This is a genomic window from Streptomyces corchorusii (assembly GCF_001514055.1).
GTDB lineage: Bacteria > Actinomycetota > Actinomycetes > Streptomycetales > Streptomycetaceae > Streptomyces > Streptomyces olivaceoviridis.
On the sequence record NZ_KQ948360.1, the window covers coordinates 137,232 to 159,475 of the forward strand.

The following is a 22,244-nucleotide window of genomic DNA, read 5'->3' on the forward strand; positions in this document are numbered from 1 at the left end:
AACTCCATGACCGAGACGCAGGAAGTACGCGACCCCGAGCTCCCCGGGCGGCTGCTGGCCGCCGAGCGCGACGCCCTCGTACCGCTGCTGCGGGCGCGGCCCGACGCCGACTTCGCGCTGCCGTCCGCCGGGTGTCCGGGCTGGACGGTGCGGGACGTGCTGGCGCACTGCTCCGCCGCGCTGACGCGAGTGGTGGAGAACCGGTTCGGGGCCGGCGTGTTCTCGCCGGAGTCGAACGAGCGGGACATCGCCGAGCGGGCCGGCTGGACGAACGCGCGGATCGTGGACGAGCTGGAGCGCGGGATGACGGAGGCCGCAGCGGTGATCGCCGGGACGGACGGTTCGCTGGACATGATCGCGCTCGGTGAGTGGGTGCACGCCGGGGATGTGCGCGAGGTGCTGGGGGCGCCGGGGGCGTACGCCGGGGCCGGGCTGCCCGACGCGCTGACGCTGCTGGCGCGGATCACCCGGCAGAAGGAGCACGTGCCGCTCCACGCCGACCTGGACGACCTCGACGAGCCGCTGCGGTTCGGCGCGGTGGCCGCGGGCGGCCCGCCCGCCCGGTACATCGGCGACGCGGCCACGCTCGTACGGCTGTACGCGGGACGGCCGCTGAACGGGGCGTCCTACGAGCTGGCGGGGGCCCGGGAGGAGGAGCTGAACATCTTCGGGTGAAGGGCGTCCCCCGGCAGGCGTAGTCTTGGACCAGATTGGACTAGACCTGTAGCGCCGACGAATGGGGTGCCATGAGCAAGCGTGCAGTCCTGGAGGTGATCGCCCTCGACGTCGAGGACGCGGTCGCCGCCCAGGCCGGGGGCGCGGACCGACTGGAGCTGGTCACCGAGATGGCGGCCGACGGGCTCACCCCCGCGCCCGCCACCGTCGCCGCGATCCGCGCCGCCGTCGACATCGACCTGCGCGTCATGCTCCGCCTCGCGGACGGCTTCGCGGCCGGAGACCTGGACCGGCTGATCGGCGTGGCCGACGCGCTGCGGCAGGCCGGCGCCGACCAGTTCGTGCTCGGGTTCCTCGCCACGGACGGCGGGGTCGACCTGGGCGCGGTGGAGCGGGTCGTCGACGCGCTCGACGGCTGCCGCTGGACCTTCCACCGGGCGATCGACCGGGCCGCCGACCGAAACGCCCTGCGCAAGCAGCTCGCCGACCTGCCGGGTCTGGACACCTACCTCACCGCCGGCTCCGCCGCGGGCGTGGACGACGGCCTGCCCACGCTGCTCGCCGAAGCGGCACACGACGGCGAGCCCGGGTACGAGCAGCAGATCATGGTCGGCGGCGGACTGCGCCTCGACCATGTCACGCGGCTCCGCGCGGGCGGGATCAAGGCGTTCCACATCGGCGGCGCGGCCCGCCCCGACGGCTGGCGGGGCCCGGTCTCGGCGACTGCGGTCGCCCAGTGGCGCACGGCCCTGGACGGCGACGCCGCGTAGTCCGGTACGGGGTGCGCTGGGTGGTCGTCCTCCCGGTGGCGCACGGGCCTTGTTCGCGCGCGGGGCGCGGTTTCGGCGGCTGCGGTCGCCCGGTGCCGCACGGGACTGGACGGTGACGCCGCCTGTCCCGTACGGGGTGCGCTCGGTGGGCGTCCGGCCAGTGGGGCGCGGCCTGCACGGCGACGGGTCTGTTCGCGTGCGGGGGCCGGTCTCGGCGGGCGCGGTCGGCTCGTGGTGCACGGTGCTCGCGGCGGGGCCCGGCCCGCGTGGGGTGCGGGCGGGGCGGCGGCGCGGCCTCCTGCTCGTTACTCGGCGAGCTGCGGCGGCAGGGGTGCCGTGTGCGTCACGATCAGGCCCGACACCGCGCGGGTCAGCGCCACGTACAGGCGCCGCAGGCCCGTGCGTTCGTCCGGCTCGCCGTCCACCACGGCCCGCGGCTCGTCCAGGACCACGTAGTCGTACTCCAGACCCTTGGCGAGCGAGGCGGGGACCAGGGTCAGCCGGGTCTCGCGGGTGGTCTCCTCACCGGGGGCCAGGTAGGAGATGCCGGCCGCCGTCAGGGCCTCGGCCAGCGCCGGGACGCGGGCGTCGGCGGCGATCAGGCCGGTCGAGCCCTCGTTGCGCAGCAGTTCCGCGCACGCGGCGACGACGTCGGCCGCCTCCGTGGCCGTACGGACCTCGAAGAAGCCGGGGTTCTCCCGGACGGAGGCGACCGGGGTGAGGCCGGGCGCGATGTGCGGCAGCAGCCGGGAGGCGTACGCGATGACGTCCGTCGGCACGCGGAAACCGGCCGTCAGCTCCTCGACGGCCCCGTCCGGCTTGCCCAGGTGGGCCAGCGCCTCGGCCCAACTCCGGGTCGCCCACGGGGTCGTCCCCTGCGCGAGGTCGCCCAGCACGGTCGCGCTGCCGGTGGTGCAGCGGCGGCCGACGGCCCGGTACTGCATGGGGGAGAGGTCCTGCGCCTCGTCCAGGACGACATGGCCGAGCGAGTGTGTGCGCTGGACCAGGTCGGTCGCCTCGTCGATCAGCACGGCGTCCGCCGGGGACCACTTGGCCGCCTTCACACTGCGCACCGGCCTGGCCCACAGGATCGTCTTCTGCTCGTCCTCGTCCAGGAGCCCGTCCGCGTGCTCGGCGAGGAACTCCGCGTCGGTGAGCAGCCGCAGCACCAGCTTGGCCGGGTCGACGGCCGGCCAGACCGCCTTCACGGCCGCCTTCACCGCGCTGTTGCGGGCGACCGCGTCCTGCACCCGGTCGTCCGGGGCCTCCCCGGCCCGCTCCATCTGCACCAGCACCGCGTGCGCGATGCGCTGCGGCAGGGCCTCGCGGGCGGCGCCGTAGCGGATGTCCCGGTCCAGCAACTCCCGGACGATCTCCTCCAGTTCGTACGCCGGCACCCGCCAGCGCCGCGAGCCGCGCACCACCACCACCGGCTCGGTGGGCACGGTCACATGGGAGTACAGGGCGCGCCGCAGGACCTCGGCCATCCGGGCGTCGCCCTTGACGATCGCGGCGGCGGCGTCGTCCGTGCCGCGCACCTCCACCTGCGCGACCAGGTCGTCCACGGTCGCCTGCCGCACGCTCAACTCGCCGAGCGCCGGCAGGACCTGCTCGATGTAGTGCAGGAAGGACCGGTTCGGCCCGATGACCAGCGTGCCGGTGCGGGCCAGCCGCTCCCGGTGGGCGTAGAGCAGGTACGCGACCCGGTGCAGGCCGACGGCGGTCTTCCCGGTGCCCGGACCCCCCTGCACGCACACCGTGCCGCCGAGCCCGCTGCGGACGATCTCGTCCTGCTCGGGCTGGATGGTGGCGACGATGTCCCGCATCGGGCCGACGCGGGGCCGCTCGATCTCCTGCTGGAGCAGCTTGCTGGTGGTGGCGGTTTCGGCCGGGTCGGAGAGGTGCTCGTCCTCGTAGGCGGTCAGGTCGCCGCCGGTGTACCCGAAGCGGCGGCGCAGCCCGATGTCCATGGGGTCCTTCTTGGACGCCCGGTAGAACGGCTGCGAGACCGGTGCGCGCCAGTCGATGACCATCGGGTCGCCGTCGGCGTCGTGGACGTGCCGCCGCCCGATGTAGAACCGCTCGCCCCCGGCGCCTTCGGCCTGCTCGGCGCCCGGGGCGTGCAGGTAGTCGAGCCGGCCGAAGAACAGCGGGGTGTCGCTGAGGTCGGCCAGTGCCTTGATGCGGTCGTCGATCTGGCGGGAGAGCACCGCGGCGTTGACCCAGTTGGCGGTGACGTCGCTGATGTCGAGTGCCTCCACGTCCTCGCGCATGGCGCGCAGGGCGGCACGGGACGCGGCGAGGTGGGAGCGCTCTCGGGCGAGGGGGTCGTCGAGCGGGTCGTGGGCGGGCGTGGACAAGGGGGTGCCTCCGGTGGGCCTGCTGCGTGGGCTACGACGATGCCGCCCGGTTTCCGGCCGGGCGACGGCACTCCGTGGGGGAGGCGGGCAAGAGCGGAGATTTTAGGTGAGCGGGCGGGGTGGGGGCCAATGGATTTACGGCCCGGCGCGCCCGCCGGCGCGTCCCGGTGCCCGCCGGCGAGCCCCGGCGCCCGCCGGGGTCAGCCGCCGGCGAGTCCCCCCGCACCCCCGCCCCCTAGGGGACGGGGGGCCTCAGGTCCAGGGGTGGTGTCCACCCGGAGATCTACGCGGGGCCGTGCGGGATGGGACCCGCGGACCGATGCGGACGAGGGGTCCGCGGTTCCACCATGGAGACATGAGCGCAGCAAGCATCACACCCGCACCCGTCCGCCCCCCGTCCGGCGCCACCGCCGTCGACGGCCCCCACCACCACCTGCTGGGCAACGCCCTGCGTGCCGTGAAGGTGTTCCTGGAGGCCGCCTTCAGCGTCGCGATCCTCGGCGAGTACGGCGAGGAAGCGGGCATACACCGCAAGTGACGGCATAGGGTCGCGTCCGTGCGGAAACGGACGTTGACGCCCTCCTGCCCTGCCCTGCTCCTCCTCGCCCTCTCCCTCGCCGCCTTCGTCACCCTGTGCGTCCTGCGCGGCGCACCCATGGCCGACCTCCTCGTCTACCGGGCCGAGGGCGCGGCCGTGGCCCACGGCACCGACCTGTACGGCTTCACGGTCACCGAGTGGCACCTCCCGGCGACCTATCCGCCCTTCGCGGCGATCCTGTTCGTCCCCGCGGTCTGGCTCCCGGTCCCGGTCCTGAAGGCGCTCTTCCTCGCGGGCAACGCGCTGCTGCTCGCCACCCTGGTCGCCCTCTCCGCCCGCCTGGCCTCCCGGCCCCTGCCCCCGGCGCCGCTCTGCACGGCCACGGCCCTCGCCCTGTGGCTGGAACCGGTCTTCCAGACGCTCCTGTTCGGGCAGATCAACCTGGCCCTCGCCTGCCTCGTCCTGTGGGACCTGACCCGCCCGGCCGGCGCCCGCGCCAAGGGCCTGGCCCTCGGGATGGCGGCCGGCGTCAAGCTCACCCCGGCCGTGTTCCTGGCGTACCTGCTCGTGCGCGGCCGGGTGCGGGAGGCGGCGACGGCGGGGACGGCCTTCGCGGGGACGGTCGCGCTCGGTGCCGTCCTGCTGCCCTCGGCGAGCGCGGACTTCTGGACCCGGCGGCTGTACGAGACCGGCCGGGTGGGCCAGGCGTGGATCGTGGACAACCAGTCCCTGCGCGGGCTGGTCGCCCGGGCGCTGGGCGACCCCGCGCCGGGTCTGGCCTGGGCGCTCCCGGCGGCGGTGGTCGCCGTGCTGGGCCTGGGGCTGGCCGCGCGCGCCCGCCGGGAGAGCCACGGCGTCCTGCTGACCGCGTGCACGGCCCTGCTGGTCTGCCCGATCAGCTGGACCCACCACTGGGTGTGGTGCGTACCGCTGCTCGCCGTGCTGCTGGCGGAGGGCCGCACCCGCACGGCCGTCCTGGTGGCCCTGGTCTTCACCGCCCGCACGATGTGGCTGGTGCCCCACGAGGGCGCCCGCGACCTGGAACTGCCCTGGTGGCAGCAGCCGTTGGCGGGCGCGTACCCCCTCCTGGCGCTGGGGCTGCTGGTCTCCTACGACGGCGCGACCGGCCGCCGCTGCGCACCGGCCCCCGTCTCAGGTCCCCGGTGAGGAAGCCGGACACCGCTCCGGCGTCACCCCGTCGGCGGGTCCGCGCCGTCCCCCGCGCGGGAGTCTCCCCCGAGCCGGCCGTCACCGGCACCGTCCTGCCGTTCGTCCCGCGCGTCGCGGCTCCGCGGGACGCGCCCGCTCGCGCTCGCGCGGCCGGTGCCGGTGCCGGCGATGACGACGACCTCGTCACCGGTGGTCCAGCGCCGGCGTTCGGCCTTGGGCGGATTGACGCGCAGCCCGTAGCCGGGGGCGCGGGCGGCGTCGGCGTGGCTGCGGTACCCGATGGCGCACTCGCCCCGGTCGCGCGCCGCGGCGACGACCGTGGCGAAGGACGCCTCCCGGCCGGAGTGGACGTAGTCGGCGGCCGACCGCAGATGGACCTGGGTGCCGCCGGCCGAGAACAACTCGTCGAACACCGCCGCCAGGTGGCGGTTCTGGGAGATCTGCGCCATCAGCAGCCCGACCAGCTTGCCGCTGATGATCACGTCGGCTCCGGGGCCGAGCGGTGCGAGGGGCCGGTTGCCGTCGTCGGTCAGTTCGGTGACCACCGGCAGTTCCCGGCCGATCCGCTGTTCGAGGTGGCGCAGCAGGAGCAGGGTGACGAGCGTGCGGTTGTCCGGCTCCTCCGGCGACTCGCCGGGCCGTGGCTCCCGGCCGAGCACGATGACGCTGTCGTAGGAGGCGATGTCCAGGCCGTACAGCGTCTCCGGCCGGGTGGTGTCGCCCCTGCGGTGCACGCACCTCCAGCCGGTGTCGCCGGTGTCGCACGCCGTCCGCACGGTCGCCCCGTCCTCGTCCGCCACCACGTCGGCGACGGAGCCGGACGGTGCGTTGCGGCCCCACTCCCGCAGGATGAGCGGCGCCCGGCGGTTCCAGCCCAGCACCAGCACCCGCTCCGGCCGCGTGTCCCGCGGCCGGGGGTCCGCCATGAGCGGCTCCTCGACGAACCGCGCGCAGTCGGCGAGTTCGGCGGTGTCGTCGTCGGCGGCGATGACGAGGATCCGGTCGTCCGGCCCGATCACCGTCCCCGCCGGAGGGTTCAGCCACGGCACACCGTCGCGGATCAGCCCGACCGCGCACGCGTTGCCGTAGCGGAGCAGCACGTCACCGAAGTCCCGGCCGACCAGCGACGGGTGTGAGGCCGGATAGAACTCGTCCCCGGCGAAGTCGAGGAGTTCGCGGTGGACGAGGGACAGCCCCGGGCGGCGCGCGGCCTGGGCGATGAGCCGGGCGGTGACCGTGTCGCTCTCCACGACGATGCCGTGCTCGCCCGCGGCCAGCCGGGCGGCCGGCAGGTAGCCGCTGTCCCGGACCGCGGCCACGACGGGCGCGGTGGCGTCGTCCCCGGACGCCGTCGCCCGCAGCGCCAGCAGGGTCTTGACCACGTCCGCGTCGCCGCGCGCGTCGTCGGGCGGCAGCACGATCACCGCGTCGGCCGTGGCCGGGCTGGTCAGCGCCAGCACGGCCGGATCGGCCGACGGACCGCTGCGGCAGACCAGCCGGGTCCGGCCGGTGGGGCCCACCTTGCTGTACAGGGCCTCCTCCATGGCCGTCTTGTCCCGGTCGGCGAGGACGGCCACGGCCGAGCCCCGCTGGTTGGCGCCCGCGGCGACCAGTTCGCCCACCACCGTGAACACCTGCTCGGACCAGCCCAGGACCACCACGTGGCCGTGCTCCACCAGCGTGGAGCGTCCGCGCCGCAGGGCGATGAGCCGCTCGGTCAGCCCGGTCGTGATGAGCCCGACGAGGGTCGAGACGTACACCAGGGCGACGAGGGCCAGCAGCACCGACAGCAGTACCCGCAACGGGGTGCCGGTGGTGCCGCCCAGCCGCAGCGTCTCCCCGGTCAGGTGCCAGACCTGCGCCAGTTTCCCGGAGAGGCCGGCGGGGGCGTGCGGAGCCGTCCACACCAGCACCGCGCTCGCGGGGACGACGAGGGCCAGGCAGACCGCCACCAGCCAGCCGACCAGGGCCGAGGTCCCGCGCGCCAGGGTCGTGTCGAACCAGTACCGCGCTCGGGCACCCACCCCGGGACGCCGCTGCTCCACCTTGTTCCCCCTCCGCACACGGGCCTGTAGGGGGCAGTGTCCTGACCCGGCGCCGACGACGCGCGGCACGGCACGCGATTCATCCCTTCGCCGTAATCGGGTGCGGCCGGACCACCCCGGCGTGCCTCCGCGCACCCCCGTCCCACCGGTTTGAACGGCGGCTTTCCCTCGTCCGTGGCAATTCGCCGCGACCCTGGGCGCACCGGCCCGGCGGACCAGTAGAAGTTCGCCATGACCGAAGATCACCAGGCGGACGCCGGCAACGGCGGCCTGACCAGGCGTACGCTCACCACCGCCGCCGGCACGACCGCCGCGGCCACCGTCCTCGGGGCGGGCAGCGCGGCGGCCCTGCCCTCTCAGGCACCCCCTCGGGCCCCCGCCCCGGCGGCCCCCACCAGCGCGCGTGGCCCGGACTTCGACCGCTGCCTCGCCGCCGCACGGGCCCTGCTCGTCGTGGACTCCGGCGACCGTCCCCTCGTCCCCGGCTACCAGCGGGTGCTCAAGGACGGTCTCCCACGACGGCGGGCGGGCGGGCCCAAGAGCGTCCTCGTCATCGGAGCCGGCCCGGCCGGCCTCGTCACGGCCTGGCTGCTGAAGCGGGCGGGACACCGCGTGACCGTCCTGGAGGCCAACGGCAACCGGGCGGGCGGACGCATCAAGACCTTCCGCCGCGGCGGCCACGAGAAGGCGGCGCAGCCCTTCGCCGACCCCCGCCAGTACGCCGAGGCCGGCGCGATGCGGCTGCCCGGCAGCCACCCGCTGGTGATGGACCTCATCGGCCAACTGGGCCTGAAGAAGCGGCCGTTCTACTACGTCGACGTCGACGCGGACGGACGCCCCGCCGCCCACACCTGGATCCACGTCAACGGCATCCGGGTGCGGCGCGCCGACTACGCCCGCGCACCCCGGCGCGTCAACCGCTCCTTCGGCGTCCCGCGCGCCCACTGGGACACACCGGCCGCCGCCATCCTGCGCTCGGTCCTCGACCCGGTGCGCGACGAGTTCAGCACGGTCGGCCCGGACGGCAAGCGCGTCGACAAGCCGCTGCCCGAACGGGTGCGGGGCTGGGCCAGGGTGATCCAGCGCTTCGGCGACTGGTCGATGTTCCGCTTCCTGACCGAGCACGCGGGCCTGGACGAGCGGACGGTCGACCTCATCGGCACCGTCGAGAACCTCACCTCACGGCTGCCCCTGTCCTTCGTCCACAGCTTCATCGGCTCCTCCCTGATCAGCCCGGACACGGCGTTCTGGGAGCTGGAGGGCGGCACGGCCGTCCTGCCGGACGCCCTGCTGGCCAAGGTCCGCGACACCGTGCGGTTCGACCGGCGGGTCACCCGGATCGAGTACTACGGCCCCGGCCGCGCCGGCGACACGGCGCACGTCCACGCCAAGGGGCCGCACGTGTGGGTGGACACCGTCTCCGAGGGGCGCGGGGGCCCGGTCGTGCGGGAGCAGTTCACCGCGGACGCGGCCGTGGTGACCGTGCCCTTCTCCGGCCTGCGGCACGTGCAGATCAGCCCGCTGATGTCGTACACCAAGCGCCGCGCGATCACCGAACTGCACTACGACTGCGCGACCAAGGTGCTGCTGGAGTTCAGCCGCCGCTGGTGGGAGTTCGACGAGGCCGACTGGAAGCGGGAGCTGGGCCGCGTCGACCCCGGCCTGTACGACGCCTACCGCACCGGACGGACGCCCGGGGACGGCCGTCTGCTCGGCGCGCACCCCTCCGTGCCGCGCGGACACATCACCCCCGGCCAGCGCGTGCACTACGCCGCCAACCGCGCCGTCGCCCGCGACCAGCCGGCGGCGGCCCACGTCATCGGCGGCGGCTCGGTGTCGGACAACGCCAACCGCTTCATGTACCACCCGTCCCACCCCGTCCCCGGCAGCGCCGGCGGGGTGGTCCTGGCCTCCTACAGCTGGGCGGACGACGCCCTGCGCTGGGACTCCCTGGACGAGGACGCCCGCTACCCGCACGCCCTGTGCGGCCTCCAGGAGGTCTACGGCCAGCGGATCGAGGTCTTCTACACCGGCGCGGGCCGCACCCAGAGCTGGCTGCGCGACCCCTACGCCTACGGCGAGGCGTCCGTGCTCCTGCCCGGCCAGCACACGGAACTGCTCCCGTCCATTCCGAAGCCCGAGGGGCCGCTGCACTTCGCGGGCGACCACACCTCCGTCAAACCGGCGTGGATCGAGGGCGCGCTGGAATCGGCCGTGCGCGCCGCCCTGGAGGTCCACACGGCCTGACGGATCAGCTCTCGGCCAGGATCTCGTCCGCGTCCACGATCCGGTAGGCGTACCCCTGCTCGGCCAGGAAGCGCTGCCGGTGGGCGGCGAAGTCCTGGTCGATGGTGTCGCGGGCGACGACCGAGTAGAAGTGGGCCTGGTGGCCGTCGGCCTTGGGGCGCAGCACCCGGCCGAGCCGCTGGGCCTCCTCCTGCCGGGAGCCGAAGGTGCCGGACACCTGGATGGCGACCGTGGCCTCGGGCAGGTCGATGGAGAAGTTGGCGACCTTCGACACCACCAGCACGCTGATCTCGCCCTCGCGGAACGCGTCGAAGAGCTTCTCGCGCTGCGCGTTGGAGGTCTCGCCCTTGATCACCGGGGCGTTCAGGTGCTCGCCCAGCTCGTCGAGCTGGTCGATGTACTGCCCGATGACGAGGATCTGCTGCCCGGCGAACCGGCGGACGATCGCCTCGGTGACCTTCCGCTTGGTCTCCGTCGTGGCGCAGAACCGGTACTTCTCCTCCGTCTCGGCCGTCGCGTAGGCCAGCCGCTCGGAGTCGGTCAGGTTGACCCGGACCTCGACGCAGTCGGCGGGCGCGATGTAGCCCTGCGCCTCGATCTCCTTCCAGGGCGCGTCGAACCGCTTGGGCCCGATGAGGGAGAACACGTCCGACTCGCGGCCGTCCTCGCGCACGAGGGTGGCCGTGAGCCCGAGCCGCCGCCGCGCCTGGAGATCGGCGGTGAACTTGAAGACGGGCGCGGGCAGCAGGTGCACCTCGTCGTAGACGATCAGGCCCCAGTCCCGGGAGTCGAACAGCTCCAGGTGCGGGTAGACGCCCTTCCGCTTGGTCGTCAGCACCTGGTAGGTCGCGATGGTGACGGGCCGGATCTCCTTCCTCGTCCCGCTGTACTCGCCGATCTCGTCCTCGGTCAGCGAGGTCCGCTTCACCAGCTCGTGCTTCCACTGCCGGGCGGAGACGGTGTTGGTGACGAGGATCAGCGTGGTCGACTTCGCCTGGGCCATGGACCCGGCCCCGACCAGCGTCTTCCCGGCGCCGCAGGGCAGCACGACGACCCCGCTGCCGCCGTGCCAGAAGTTCTCCACGGCCTGCTTCTGGTACGGGCGCAGCGTCCAGCCGTCCTCCAGCAGCTCGATCGGGTGCGCCTCACCGTCGACGTACCCGGCGAGGTCCTCGGCCGGCCAGCCCAGCTTCAGCAGCGTCTGCTTGATCTGCCCGCGCTCGGAGGGGTGCACGGCCACGGTGTCCGGGTCGAGCCGGGCGCCGACCAGCGGGGCGATCCGCTTGGACTTCAGCACCTCCTCCAACACCGGCCGGTCGGTGGTGGTCAGGACGAGCCCGTGCGCGGGGTGCTTGGTCAGGGTGAGGCGGCCGTAGCGGTCCATCGTCTCGGCGATGTCCACGAGCAGCGCGTGCGGCACGGGGTAGCGGCTGTACTGCACCAGGGCGTCCACGACCTGCTCGGCGTCGTGCCCGGCGGCGCGCGCGTTCCACAGGCCCAGCGGGGTGACCCGGTAGGTGTGGATGTGCTCGGGTGCCCGCTCCAGCTCGGCGAAGGGCGCGATGGCCCGCCGGCAGTCGTCGGCCCGCTCGTGGTCGACTTCCAGGAGCAGGGTCTTGTCGGACTGGACGATCAGCGGACCATTCACGCGCGGCACACCCTTTCCATGACGGCCAAACGTCCAGTGTGCCTCATCCGGCCGGGGGGCTCCACGGCCGCAAGATCGGCGGCGGCGCCGGACGCCGGGGGCAACCCCCTCGCCCCGCCGCGAGTCCTGACCCACGACAAGGCGGCGCGGGCGCGCGGCCGGGTGAGGAGTTCAGGGATGTCGGCACGCAGGTGGGCCGTCGGCACCGGAGCCGTGGTGGTCCTGGTGGCCACCGGCACCTGGGCGATGCGGCCCGGAACCGTCGACACGGGGCTGTGGGACGAGATACGGCCGGTCATCGAGGCCCGGCTCGCGGCGGAGAGCCGGGGCACCGGCTACGGCGAGGACGTGCCGGGGCTGCGCACGCGCTGGTTCTGCCGGGCCGAGGCGCTCGACGTGACGGAGCGCGGCGGCGAGGTGAGCGCGGGCGTCGACGCGCTGTGCCTGGAGTACGGGGTGCGCGGCGGCGGCCTGGTGGAGTGCGGCGGCGGCCGGGGTCCGCAGGTGGTGCGGCTGGAGCGGGACCCGCAGGGCGGGTACCGGGTGCTCTCGCGCGAGGCACCGCCGGACGGCGCCGGGAACGAGGACTGGACCGAGGCCCACTTCGGCTCCTTCGCCCGGGCCGCCCTGGACGGCACGATCCCGTCCGACACCCTGGAGAGCGCCGCCCGCGCCCACTTCGGCCTGCCCGCGGACGCGCCGGTCGGGGAGTGCTAGCGGGGACTGCCAGATCCGGTCACCCGGCCGGTCTCAGTCGTCCGCCAGCTCCGCGACCCCGGTGATCCGGTGCAGCGGGAACGTCCGCACCTCGTCCGCCGTGTGGTCGTACGCCGTCACGAAGCCGCCCTCGACCCGGATCGGGGCGATGACCCGCTGGCTGGCGGCGCCCTCGGCGTTGACGTAGCCGATCCACACCGAGTCGCCGGTCAGGACGGCCGCCTGCATGGTGGCCAGGGTCTCGGCGGCGGAGGTGCGGGGCAGCTCGCCGCCCGCCAGGGGCTCGCCGACGGGCTTGCGCGGGGTGGTGGCGGCCAGGTCACCGGCCCGGATCGCGCGGATCGCCGCCGTGAGCAGCGTGGCGTCGGGCGGCGGCGGCCCGTCCGGCACCGGCTCGGGCGCGGTGCGCGGCGGAGTGCGGTGGGCGTGCGCCCGGGTGATCAGGACATCGCCCTCGGCGGACTCGGCGGCGGGCGCGTACCCCATCGCGCGCAGCCCCTCCAGCAGGGTCGCCGGGTCGGCCGGGGCGGCCAGCACGGTCGGCGCGAGGCGGCGCAGGCGCAGGGCGGCGGCGCGCTTGTCGGCGAGGATCTCGTTCAGCAGGGCGTCGTCGTCGCAGCGGACGTACGCCGAGGCCGCGCCGACCCGCAGGTGGCCGTGTCTGCGGGCCACGTCGTCGATCAGGTAGGCGAGCGGCTGGGGGACCGGGGTGCGGGAGTGCTCGGCGAGGAAGGCGTGCAGGTCGGCCGCGGTCCGGCCGGCGTCCAGGGCACGGCGGACGGACGCCGGTGTGAACCGGTACACGGTCGCGCCGCCCTTGGACTCCACGTCCGCGAGCACCCCCAGCATGTCCGCGAGCGGGCGCCGCAGCGGGCCGGGCGCCACCGCCGTCAGGTCGGCCTGGAGCAGCACGTGGTCCAGTGGCTCGGGCAGCAGCGGTGCGAGCAGCCGGGCAGCGGCGGCGGCGGCGACACCCTGCTCGGCGGGGGAGAGGGGTGCGAGCCGCTCGGGGGCCCGGTGGTGGTGCACCGGCAGCTTGTCACCGGGCCCGGTGGGCTCGGCGGAGTCGGCGCCCGGGGTGGCAGGCGCGCCGGGGGCAGCCGGTGCGCCCAGCAGCGCGCGCCCCTGGGACGACAGCGCGCCCCGGCCCGTCACCCCCAGCAGTTCCGCCTCCGACAGGGTCCAGCGGGCGAGCCGGGACCGCAGGTCGTCGTCCCGGGCACCGTCGCGCTGGGCGCCCCGCAGGGGCCGCTCCCAGCGCAGCCGGGCCAGCACCGACTCCGCGTCCGGCGCCGCGCCCTGCGGCAGCGCGGCCAGCAGGGACAGCACCCGGTGCCGTACCTCGGGCGCGGCGGAGCGGTCGAGGCCCGGACCGAGCGCCGACAGCGTGCGGTCCTTCGTGTCCCGCCCGCCGACCAGCCCCGGCGTACGGGTGGCCGCCAGCCAGGCGCGGGCGAGCCGGGCCCAGCGCTCGGCCGGGGGCAGCTCCAGCCACTCGTCGTAGGCCGGAGTGGCCGCGTACCGCTCGTCGGCCTCGCCGTCGGAGGCGATCAGGCCGGCCGCGTAGGCCAGCTCGGCCCAGAAGGCGGCGACCGGCTCCGACACGTCCAGCGCCACGGCCGTCCGCTTCAGGTCGCGGACGCTCAGCCCGCCCGCCCGCAGCACCGCGGGCCCGCCCTCGTCCCAGTCCTTCAGCAGCTCCTCCACGGTGGCCAGCGCGGTGTACGCCTGCCCGGCCGCCGTCGCGTCCACCACCTGCGGGCTGTGGGTCGCGGCCGGCGCCACGGCGGGCGGCAGCGGCTCGGGCGCACGGTGGGCGCGGCCCTCGCGCAGGTGCAGGGCGACCTCGCGGGGCAGCACGACCGTGCCGGGCGCCGTCGGCAGCAGCAGACCGCGGTCCAGCAGCCAGCGCAGGTGCGCCGCCGGATCGGCGGTGACCTGCCCGTAGGGCGGCCCCCACACCAGCCGGGACAGCACCTCGCGGGCCGCCTCGGGGGCCCCGGCGAGCAGCTTCGCCATCTTCCTGCGGTGGGTGAACAGTCCGGTCAGCGCGGCCACGGCGGTCACCGAGTCATGGGTGGACGGCAGCCCGGCCGTCGTCACGATCTCCTGGATCCGCCCCGGCGACATGCCCGAGGTGGCCTCCTGCACGGTCGGCCCCAGCCCGGTCGGGGAGGGGTGCTGCGGGGACGGCGCGAGCAGCTCGCGGGCGGTCCGCACCAGCCGCAGCCGCTCGTCGTCGCCCCACACCAGCGCCTGCTCGCGCAGGGTGGCGACGGCCCGGGGCAGCGCGCGGGCGACCGTCTCGTCGCCGGCGTCCCCGGCCATCAGACCGAGCAGCGTGTCGTACGACGCCGGGTCCGGGGCCACGGCCAGCGCCTCCGCCGTCTGCAGCGCGAACCGGTCCAGCCGCTCCAGGGCGCGCAGCACCGAGGCACGGGTGCCGGCGCGGGTGGCGAGCTGGGTGAGGTCGGTGGGGACGGGGGTGATGAGGTCGGGGCGGCTGCGCAGCAGCGCGGCCAGGGAGGCGTCGTCCCGCGCGCGGAGCGCCTCCGCGAGGGACCGAGGGGCTGAGTGGGCCTCGGGGCTCATCCGGCCAACGGTAGCGGACTTCCATATGCCTGGGGCATCCGCGAGAAGCGGTACGGTCCTCACGGAGTATCAGTCGGCGTCACCCCGGAGGGGTCGCGTGGGGATCGAGAGCGACCAGGTCGTCTACGAGTATCTGAGCCGCGTCGGAGACATCGCCCAGCAGCGCCAGCTGCCGTCGGCGACGCGGATGCGGCTCGTGTCGGAGCTGCGGAACGAGATCGACCGGCACCGGGCGCAGGCGACGGTGGACTCGCCCGCCGCGGTCCGCCGCATCCTGGACCGCCTGGGCACCCCGGACGAGGTGGTCGCGGCGGCGGGCGGCACCGGCGGCCTCCCGCAGGCCCCGCCCACCGCCGTACCGGCGCAGCCCTCCCCCCGGGAGCGGGCGCCGGAGCCGGCCGGGCGGGAGCGGCCGAAGGGCCTGCGCCGGGTCGTGCCGCGCCCGCGCCCCGCCGAGCCGGAGCCGCCCGCCGCGCGCGACACGCCGGCCCCGCCGCACCTCGCGCCCGCGCACGAACTGGGGGACGCCACGGCACCGCCCGACTGGTGGCGCGTCGGCACCGCGGGCCCCCTCGGGGACACCGACCCGGTGCCGGGGTTCGTCGGCGGCGTGGAGATCCCGGAACTGCTCAAACGGCCCCCGCAGGAGGCTCCCGCCGAGAAGGCCGAGCCGGTGGCGGAGCCCGCCGAGGCCGCGCCGGAGGCAGCGCCCGCCAAACGCCGCCGCCTCCCCCTCCCCGTCCCCTCCGCCGGCTGGTCCAACCCCCTCCTGCTGCTGGCCGCCGCCGCGCTCGTCGCCGGTGCCGTGCTCGGCAACTGGTTCGCGCTGCTCCTCGGCTGGGCCATCGCCTACGGCTCCCGGCGGCTGACGCCCGCGGAGACCAAGTGGGCGGTGATGGTGCTGCCGGGCACGGCGGTCGCGGCGGGGCTGGTGTGGCTGTGGGGCCGCAACGAGGGCCGCTGGGGCGATCCGATCGCCGAGGGCCACATGAACGACGCGGTGAGCGCCACCTGGCCCTGGGTGGTCAGGGGCGCGGCGCTCGCCTCGGCGTTGTTCCTCCTCTGGCGCTCCCAGCGGAAGGGGTAGCGGCGGGGCGGTAGCGGTCGGTGTCAGGCCGCGGGCTCGTCGTGGCTGGTCGCGCAGTTCCCCGCGCCCCTGACTTGGCTGCCGCTTGCCCACCTCAGGGGCGCGAGGAACTGCGCGACCAGCCCTCACGCACCCGCACCCGACTGACAACCCTTACCCCCCGCCCCACCCGGCCGAACCGCCGGAGGCACCCGGCACAATGGCCCGCATGGCCTCCTCGCTGACCGTCGGTTTCGACCTCGACATGACCCTCATCGACTCCCGCCCGGGCATCCGTGCCTGCTACCTGGCCCTGGCGGAGCGCACGGGTACGTTCATCGACGCCGACCTGGCGGTGACCCGGCTGGGCCCGCCGCTCGCGGAGGAGCTGATCCACTGGTTCCCGGCCGACGAGGTGCCGGCGGTGGCCGACCTGTACCGGGAGATGTACCCGTCCATAGCCATCGCCGCGACGCCCGCCATGGACGGCGCCCGGGAGGCGGTCGACGCGGTGCGGGCGGCCGGCGGACGCACGATGGTGGTGACGGCGAAGTACGAGCCGAACGCCAAGCTGCACCTGGCCCACCTCGGCATCGAGCCGGACGTGGTCGTCGGCGACCTGTGGGCCGAGCAGAAGGCGGCGGCGCTGCGCGAGTACGGCGCGGGCGTGTACGTCGGCGATCACGTCGGGGACGTCCGCGGCGCCCGTGCGGCGGGTGCGTTTTCGGTCGCCGTGGCGACCGGCCCGTGCCCGGCCGACGAGTTGCGCGCGGCCGGCGCGGACGTCGTCCTGCCGGACCTGTCCGCGTTCCCCGCGTGGCTCGGCGGCTACCGCGAGGCGCCCGGCGCCGCACCCCTCGCCTGACGCCGTCCGGCGGCGACGGAGCGCAGGACACCCGCGCCGGCCACGAGGAATCCGACGGCCATGAGCATGCTCAATCCGAACATGTAGGTCGGAAATGGCTTCGCCCCGAGGAACAGCGGAGCCACTGTGACGAGGGTGGCCACGGCCCCGAGGAAGAAGACGACGGCACCGGCGCGGATCAGTCGGTCACCGGGCGCGGCGGAATTCGTTTGGGTTTTGTCACGCACCGGACCAGGGTAGTTCCCTGCGCGAGAGAACAACCGGGGGACGTCTTGTCACCCGCCCCAAGACCATTAGCCTTGGTACCGGCGGGTCGTGGTCGACCCGCTCTAGTGCTATCAAGAGCCGTTTCCGAAGTAGTTTTCCCGACGAGTACGAGGACGAGGACAGACGTGCCTACCGGCAAGGTCAAGTGGTTCAACAGCGAGAAGGGCTTCGGCTTTCTCTCCCGCGACGACGGCGGTGACGTCTTCGTCCATTCCTCGGTTCTCCCCGCCGGAGTCGATGCGCTCAAGCCGGGACAGCGCGTGGAGTTCGGTGTCGTCGCCGGTCAGCGCGGTGACCAGGCGCTTTCGGTGATCGTGCTCGACCCGACGCCGTCCGTCGCCGCCGCCCAGCGCAAGAAGCCGGACGAGCTGGCGTCGATCGTGCAGGATTTGACGACCCTTCTTGAGAACATCACACCGATGCTGGAGAAGGGCCGTTACCCGGACAAGGCCTCCGGCAAGAAGATCGCCGGCCTGCTCCGCGCGGTCGCCGACCAGCTGGACGTCTGAGCCGTATCCGCGGGGCCGGCCCGTATTACGGGAAAGCGAGCGCATCGGGGCCGAGGGGCGGCACCAGCCCTTCGGCCGCCGCGCGTGTGAGCAGTCCCCGGATCGCCGCGTAGCCGTCCTCGCCGAGGTCGGCCGTGAACTCGTTGACGTACAGCCCGATGTGCTGGTCGGCGACGGCCGGGTCCATCTCCTGGGCGTGCTCCATGACGTACGGCCGCGAGACCTCCGGGTCGTCCCAGGCGGCCCGTACGGAGGCCCGGACGGCGTCGGCGAGCCGGCCGAGCCGCTCGGCGCCCAGCGACCGCTTGGCGATGATCGCGCCCAGCGGGATCGGCAGCCCGGTGGTGCGCTCCCAGTGCTCGCCCATGTCGGCGAGCTTGTGCAGCCCGTAGTTCTGGTAGGTGAAGCGGGCCTCGTGGATGACCAGGCCCGCGTCCACCTTGCCGTCCCGCACGGCCGGCATGATCTCGTGGAACGGCATGACCACGATCTCGCCCACCCCGCCGGGCAGCGTATCGGCGGCCCACAGCCGGAACAGCAGGTACGCGGTCGACTTCTCACTGGGCACCGCGACCGTACGGCCCGTCAAGTCGGCCTCCGCCTCCCGGGTGAGCACCAGCGGTCCGCAGCCCCGGCCCAGCGCACCGCCGCACGGCAGCAGCGCGTACTCGCCGAGGACGTACGGCAGGACGGCGTACGACACCTTCAGCACGTCGAACTCGCCGCGCTCGGCCATGCCGTTGGTGATGTCGATGTCGGCGAAGGTCACGTCCAGCGCGGGGGCGCCGGGGACGCGGCCGTGGGCGAGGGCGTCGAAGACGAAGGTGTCGTTCGGGCAGGGGGAGTACGCGATCTCCAGCGCTTCAGCGGTCATGTGCGTTCCAACTCTCCAATGCGGGCGCGAGCTTCCCGAAGCCCTCGGTGAGGGCGGCGAGGGCGTCCCCGATGCGCCAGGCGGCGCGGTCGCGGGGCCCCACCGGGTTGGAGACCGCGCGGATCTCCAGCACGGGCACACCGTGCGCGGCGGCGGCCTCCGCCACCCCGAACCCCTCCATGCCCTCGGCGAGCGCGCCGGGGTGCCGGGCGCTCAGGGCGGCGGCGCGGGCGGCCGTGCCGGTCACCGTGGAGACGGTCAGGATCGTGCCGGTGCGGGCACCGGTGGCCTCGGACACGACTCGTACGAGTGATTCCGGCGGGCGATGGGTGACGGTCCCGAATCCGAGTTCGGTGACCGGAAGGAAGCCGTCGGCGGTCTCGGCGCCCAGGTCGGCGACGGTGATCGCGTCCGCGACGACGAGCGAGCCGACGGGCGCGCCGGGCGGGAAGCCGCCGCCGATCCCGGCCGAGACGACCAGGGCGTAGGGGCGGCCGGCCAGCGCGGCGGCGGTGAGGGCGCCGGCGGTCGTGGCGGCGGCGAGCGCCGGGCCGACGCCGGCGGCGAGCAGGTCCCAGCCCGCGGCCGTGCGGACCAGCGACGCGCCCGGCAGCCGTACCTCCTCGGCCGTCGCGGGCAACGCCCGGGCCACCGCGTCCCGCTCGACGGGGACCGCGGTGGCGACCAGGACCGGAACCGGAAGAGACGTCGTGATCAGGCCTTCTTCAGCTTGAAGGACCACATGCCCTTGTTCGTGTTCTCGCCCATCCGGATCGACAGGGTGTTGGTGTTGCCCTGGGTGCCGTACTGGACGTTGAAGAACGCGCTGCTCGGGATCGTGCGGTACGTCTCCTTGCTGGAGTCGCTGAACTGGCGGCCGTTGACCAGCACGATCCAGCCCGCGTCGGCGATCTTCGGGTCGACGCCGATGCGGACGGTCTCGTCCTGACCGACCTTGATCGACTTGATGTCGTCGGCGTTCTTGACGCACTCCTTCAGCGACGTCTCGTTCAGCGCCTTGCCGTCGTTGTAGCAGACGGCCTCGGAGTTGACCGAGTGCCCGCCGACGGTGATCGTCGCGACGGGCGTCGGCTTGTCGCAGGCCGACAGGACGAGCAGTCCGGCGGAAACGGCGCCGGCGGCGGCGACGACGCGGCGGCGTCGCGCAACGCGGTGTACATCAGCGGCTTCGCCGCGGGGCAGCGTGGTCATGGCCGAAGGCTATCGGGCGCCCCGAGCCGTCCGCCCACGTGGGGTACGGCGTGCCCGGTTCGTTACGCCACGCGTGCCCGCGCCCCCCACGCCCCTCACGCCACCCGGGTCGACGCCCGGCCGCCGTGCCGGGCCGAGGCGAGCAGCCCCTTGAGCGTGCTCAGCCAGCCGGCGGCCACGAACGCGGCACCGACCAGCAGCCCCACCGTGCCGTTGAGCGGCATCACGATGCCGACCGCGCCGCCGAACACCCACGCCATCTGGAGCAGCGTCTCGGAGCGGGCGAACGCCGAGGTGCGCACCAGCTCGGGCACGTCCCGCTGGATCAGCGCGTCCAGCGCCAGCTTGGCCAGCGCCTGCGCGAACCCGGCGACCGCGGCCAGGCAGGCCACCAGGAACGCGCCGAAGAAGAGGGCGGCGACGACCGCCGTACCGAGCACCACCGCGACCACGGTCACGATGATGATCTCCGGCGCCCGGGAGCGGAGCCAGGCCCCCACGGCGGTACCGAGGGCGTTGCCCGCGCCGGCCGCGACGCCCACTATCCCCAGCGACACCGCCGCGCTCTCCCCGGTCAGCGGGTGCTCGCGCAGCAGGAAGGCGAGGAAGAAGATCAGGAAGCCGGACAGACAGCGCAGGGCGGCGTTGGCCCCGAGTGCGTGCGTGACGGCCGGCCCGACCGTCCGCAGCCCCGGCCGCTTGGCCTGCCCCCGGCGCGGCCCGTGCAGATGCTGCTCGTCGGCCGCGAGCAGCGCCACGTCCTCGCCCTTGGCCGAGTCCACCTTGGGCGGCAGGGAGAACGACAGGAACGTACCGGCGACGAAGATCACGAAGGCGCCGTAGAGCGGCCACGGATCGCCGAGGGCGTGCAGCCCCGCCGCGACCGGCGCGGCGGCACCGGTGGCCAGCAGCCCGGCGAGCGTCACCCGGGAGTTGGCCTTCACGAGCGAGAACCGCGGCGGCAGCAGCCGTGGCACGACCGCGCTGCGGACCACCCCGTACGCCTTGGAGGCCACCAGCACGCCCAGCGCCGCCGGGTACAGCTCCAGACTGCCGCTCGCCACCGCCCCCGAGATGATCAGCGAGAGCAGCGCCCGCGCCAGCATCGCCGCGGCCATCGCGGCCCGCCGCCCGTGCGGCAGCCGGTCCAGCAGGGGGCCGATGACGGGCGCCAGGACCGTGAAGGGCGCCATGGTGATCGCGAGGTAGAGGGCGACCCGGCCGCGCGCCTCGTCGGTCGGCACCGAGAAGAACACCGTGGACGCGAGCGCCACGGTGACCATCACGTCCCCCGCGCCGTTCACCGCGTGCAGTTCGATCAGCTTGCCCAGACCCGACTCGCCCGCGCCGTGCGCGTGCGTGACCCTGCGGATGCCCCGCGCCGTACCGGTCACCGGGAAGTGCAGGGCACGGCCGACCGAGCGGACGGCACCACCCACCCGGCCCGAACCGCCCCGACCATTCGCCCTGTCCGCGGCTGCCACGACGTTCATAGTGCCCCGAGATACCGCCGGATAGTGCGGATCCGACGGGTGTGGCGGCTCACGACCCCGGTCGGCGCAGGCAGAGGGGCGGGTGGGAATATGCACGAATCTCGTCCGGTGTAGCGTGCCTATCTCAGCCATAACGCAGAATGGATGGCAGAGGTGCGCCCAGGCGCGCGGATGCAGACGTCGATGCGGTCCCCAGGTCCGCTCCGTCGGCGAAACCGCCGGAGGCAGCCGCACTCGACGAGACGGCGTAGGAGAGAAGCGATACCTGTGAGCGCAGCGACCACGCGAAGCCGCACCCCCGACCGCCTGTGCGCCGAGGCCGTCGACCTCGCCCGCACCGCCGCCGAGGAGGCCGCCGCGCCCGGCGTGGTCGGCGAGCACGCCGGCCTGGTGTCGGAGGGCGACCGTGTGGTCACGCACTTCTTCGAGTGCAAGGAGCTGGGCTACCGCGGCTGGCGCTGGGCGGTGACGGTGGCCCGCGCCTCCCGCGCCAAGGTCGTCACGCTCGACGAGGTCGTCCTCCTCCCCGGCCCCGACGCCCTCCTCGCCCCCGAGTGGGTCCCGTGGAGCGAGCGCCTGCGCCCCGGCGACCTCGGCCCCGGCGACCTGCTCCCCACCGACCAGGACGACCTGCGCCTGGAGCCCGGCTACACGGGCGAGGAGGAGCCGCCGCCGAACTCGGTGGTCTCCGAGGAGATGCAGGAACTGGCGGAGGCCGAGGACGCCGACGTCACGCCGGGCGCCCCCGCCGCCCAGCCGACGGTGCCCTCCCGCGGCTCCATCGCGTCCGTCGCCGAGGAACTCGGCATGCGCCGCGCCCGCGTCCTGTCCCGCTACGGCCTCCACAGCGCCGCCGACCGCTGGGAAGAGGCCTTCGGCCCCAAGACGGCCATGGCCCAGGCAGCCCCCGCCACCTGCATGAGCTGCGGCTTCCTCTCGCCCATCGGCGGCTCCCTCGGCCAGGCCTTCGGCGTCTGCGCCAACGAGTTCTCCCCGGCCGACGGCCGCGTGGTCTCCCTCGCCTACGGCTGCGGCGGCCACTCGGAGGCCGCGGTCATGCCGAAGCCCCCGCAGCCCGCCTCGCCGGTCGTCGACGAGACCCGGGTCGACCCCTTCCCGCTCCGCCCGGCCCGCGACTCCGGCTCGGTCCCGGAGACCGGCGACGACGAGACGGCGGAACTCGGCCACTCCTGACC

19 protein-coding genes are annotated in these 22,244 nt (G+C 74.6%); 10 read left to right on the plus strand and 9 right to left on the minus strand.

The features are described from left to right. Positions 1-6 precede the first annotated feature (6 nt). Positions 7-675, plus strand: coding sequence for a maleylpyruvate isomerase family mycothiol-dependent enzyme (locus AQJ11_RS26150; RefSeq protein WP_208616616.1), 669 nt, complete (start codon positions 7-9; stop codon positions 673-675). Between the two features lie 71 nt (positions 676-746). Then, positions 747-1,445: a copper homeostasis protein CutC gene (locus AQJ11_RS26155; protein ID WP_059264584.1), complete on the plus strand. Its 699-nt coding sequence runs from the start codon at positions 747-749 to the stop codon at positions 1,443-1,445. A gap of 305 nt (positions 1,446-1,750) precedes the next feature. On the opposite strand, the gene AQJ11_RS26160 is transcribed toward AQJ11_RS26155, so the two are convergent. Next, positions 1,751-3,805 carry a HelD family protein gene (locus AQJ11_RS26160; protein ID WP_014673406.1) on the minus strand — a complete coding sequence of 685 codons (2,055 nt, stop codon included), beginning with the start codon at positions 3,803-3,805 and terminating at the stop codon, positions 1,751-1,753. 355 nt (positions 3,806-4,160) lie between these two features. On the opposite strand from AQJ11_RS26160, the gene AQJ11_RS26165 reads away from it, so the two are divergent. Both AQJ11_RS26165 and AQJ11_RS26170 read left to right on the plus strand, forming a co-directional pair. Further along, a complete protein-coding gene (locus AQJ11_RS26165; RefSeq protein ID WP_014673405.1) occupies positions 4,161-4,343 on the plus strand; it encodes a hypothetical protein in 183 nt (60 codons plus the stop codon). Positions 4,344-4,376: 33 nt separating this feature from the next. Then, positions 4,377-5,510 carry a glycosyltransferase 87 family protein gene (locus tag AQJ11_RS26170; RefSeq protein ID WP_059264585.1) on the plus strand — a complete coding sequence of 378 codons (1,134 nt, stop codon included), beginning with the start codon at positions 4,377-4,379 and terminating at the stop codon, positions 5,508-5,510. Positions 5,511-5,533: 23 nt separating this feature from the next. On the opposite strand, the gene AQJ11_RS26175 is transcribed toward AQJ11_RS26170, so the two are convergent. Then, positions 5,534-7,558 carry a CASTOR/POLLUX-related putative ion channel gene (locus AQJ11_RS26175; protein ID WP_059264586.1) on the minus strand — a complete coding sequence of 675 codons (2,025 nt, stop codon included), beginning with the start codon at positions 7,556-7,558 and terminating at the stop codon, positions 5,534-5,536. A gap of 231 nt (positions 7,559-7,789) precedes the next feature. On the opposite strand from AQJ11_RS26175, the gene AQJ11_RS26180 reads away from it, so the two are divergent. Continuing rightward, the gene (locus AQJ11_RS26180; RefSeq protein ID WP_059264587.1) at positions 7,790-9,805 is read left to right on the plus strand and encodes a flavin monoamine oxidase family protein; all 2,016 of its coding nucleotides are present in this window, start codon (positions 7,790-7,792) and stop codon (positions 9,803-9,805) included. Positions 9,806-9,809: 4 nt separating this feature from the next. Here the strand turns inward: AQJ11_RS26180 and AQJ11_RS26185 are convergent, their stop codons facing one another. Beyond that, positions 9,810-11,453, minus strand: coding sequence for a DNA repair helicase XPB (locus AQJ11_RS26185; protein ID WP_041665952.1), 1,644 nt, complete (start codon positions 11,451-11,453; stop codon positions 9,810-9,812). Positions 11,454-11,630: 177 nt separating this feature from the next. Here AQJ11_RS26185 and AQJ11_RS26190 point away from each other — a divergent pair, with 177 nt between their 5' ends. Further along, complete coding sequence (locus AQJ11_RS26190) at positions 11,631-12,170, plus strand: hypothetical protein (protein WP_059264588.1); 540 nt, start codon at positions 11,631-11,633, stop codon at positions 12,168-12,170. A 33-nt stretch (positions 12,171-12,203) separates the two neighbouring features. Here AQJ11_RS26190 and AQJ11_RS26195 read toward each other — a convergent pair whose 3' ends face one another. Then, positions 12,204-14,762: a helicase C-terminal domain-containing protein gene (locus AQJ11_RS26195; RefSeq protein ID WP_059264589.1), complete on the minus strand. Its 2,559-nt coding sequence runs from the start codon at positions 14,760-14,762 to the stop codon at positions 12,204-12,206. Between the two features lie 97 nt (positions 14,763-14,859). Between AQJ11_RS26195 and AQJ11_RS26200 the strand changes: the two genes are divergently transcribed. Both AQJ11_RS26200 and AQJ11_RS26205 read left to right on the plus strand, forming a co-directional pair. Further along, positions 14,860-15,849 (plus strand): hypothetical protein, encoded by a 990-nt coding sequence (locus AQJ11_RS26200; protein WP_014673398.1) that lies wholly within the window; start codon positions 14,860-14,862, stop codon positions 15,847-15,849. 199 nt (positions 15,850-16,048) lie between these two features. Further along, positions 16,049-16,693 (plus strand): HAD family hydrolase, encoded by a 645-nt coding sequence (locus AQJ11_RS26205; RefSeq protein ID WP_058080958.1) that lies wholly within the window; start codon positions 16,049-16,051, stop codon positions 16,691-16,693. On the opposite strand, the gene AQJ11_RS26210 is transcribed toward AQJ11_RS26205, so the two are convergent. After that, on the minus strand, positions 16,657-16,920 hold the full coding sequence (locus tag AQJ11_RS26210) for a hypothetical protein (protein WP_030989395.1): 264 nt from the start codon (positions 16,918-16,920) through the stop codon (positions 16,657-16,659). The two genes, AQJ11_RS26205 and AQJ11_RS26210, sit on opposite strands and share 37 nt — an antisense overlap. Positions 16,921-17,085: 165 nt before the next feature. Between AQJ11_RS26210 and AQJ11_RS52145 the strand changes: the two genes are divergently transcribed. Next, positions 17,086-17,469: a cold-shock protein gene (locus tag AQJ11_RS52145; protein WP_014673396.1), complete on the plus strand. Its 384-nt coding sequence runs from the start codon at positions 17,086-17,088 to the stop codon at positions 17,467-17,469. Positions 17,470-17,494: 25 nt separating this feature from the next. Here the strand turns inward: AQJ11_RS52145 and AQJ11_RS26220 are convergent, their stop codons facing one another. From AQJ11_RS26220 to AQJ11_RS26235, 4 genes are all read right to left on the minus strand, one after another. After that, positions 17,495-18,343, minus strand: coding sequence for a 1,4-dihydroxy-6-naphtoate synthase (locus AQJ11_RS26220; RefSeq protein ID WP_014673395.1), 849 nt, complete (start codon positions 18,341-18,343; stop codon positions 17,495-17,497). Next, a complete protein-coding gene (locus AQJ11_RS26225; protein WP_208616617.1) occupies positions 18,333-19,085 on the minus strand; it encodes a futalosine hydrolase in 753 nt (250 codons plus the stop codon). Before AQJ11_RS26225 ends, AQJ11_RS26220 begins: the two co-directional genes overlap by 11 nt. Next, positions 19,058-19,555, minus strand: coding sequence for a DUF2771 family protein (locus AQJ11_RS26230; protein WP_059264590.1), 498 nt, complete (start codon positions 19,553-19,555; stop codon positions 19,058-19,060). Before AQJ11_RS26230 ends, AQJ11_RS26225 begins: the two co-directional genes overlap by 28 nt. 95 nt (positions 19,556-19,650) lie before the next feature. Next, positions 19,651-21,048, minus strand: a complete 1,398-nt coding sequence (locus AQJ11_RS26235; RefSeq protein ID WP_237280864.1) for an MFS transporter — start codon at positions 21,046-21,048, stop codon at positions 19,651-19,653. Positions 21,049-21,315: 267 nt separating this feature from the next. Between AQJ11_RS26235 and AQJ11_RS26240 the strand changes: the two genes are divergently transcribed. Next, on the plus strand, positions 21,316-22,242 hold the full coding sequence (locus AQJ11_RS26240) for a DUF3027 domain-containing protein (protein ID WP_014673391.1): 927 nt from the start codon (positions 21,316-21,318) through the stop codon (positions 22,240-22,242). Positions 22,243-22,244: the final 2 nt, after the last annotated feature.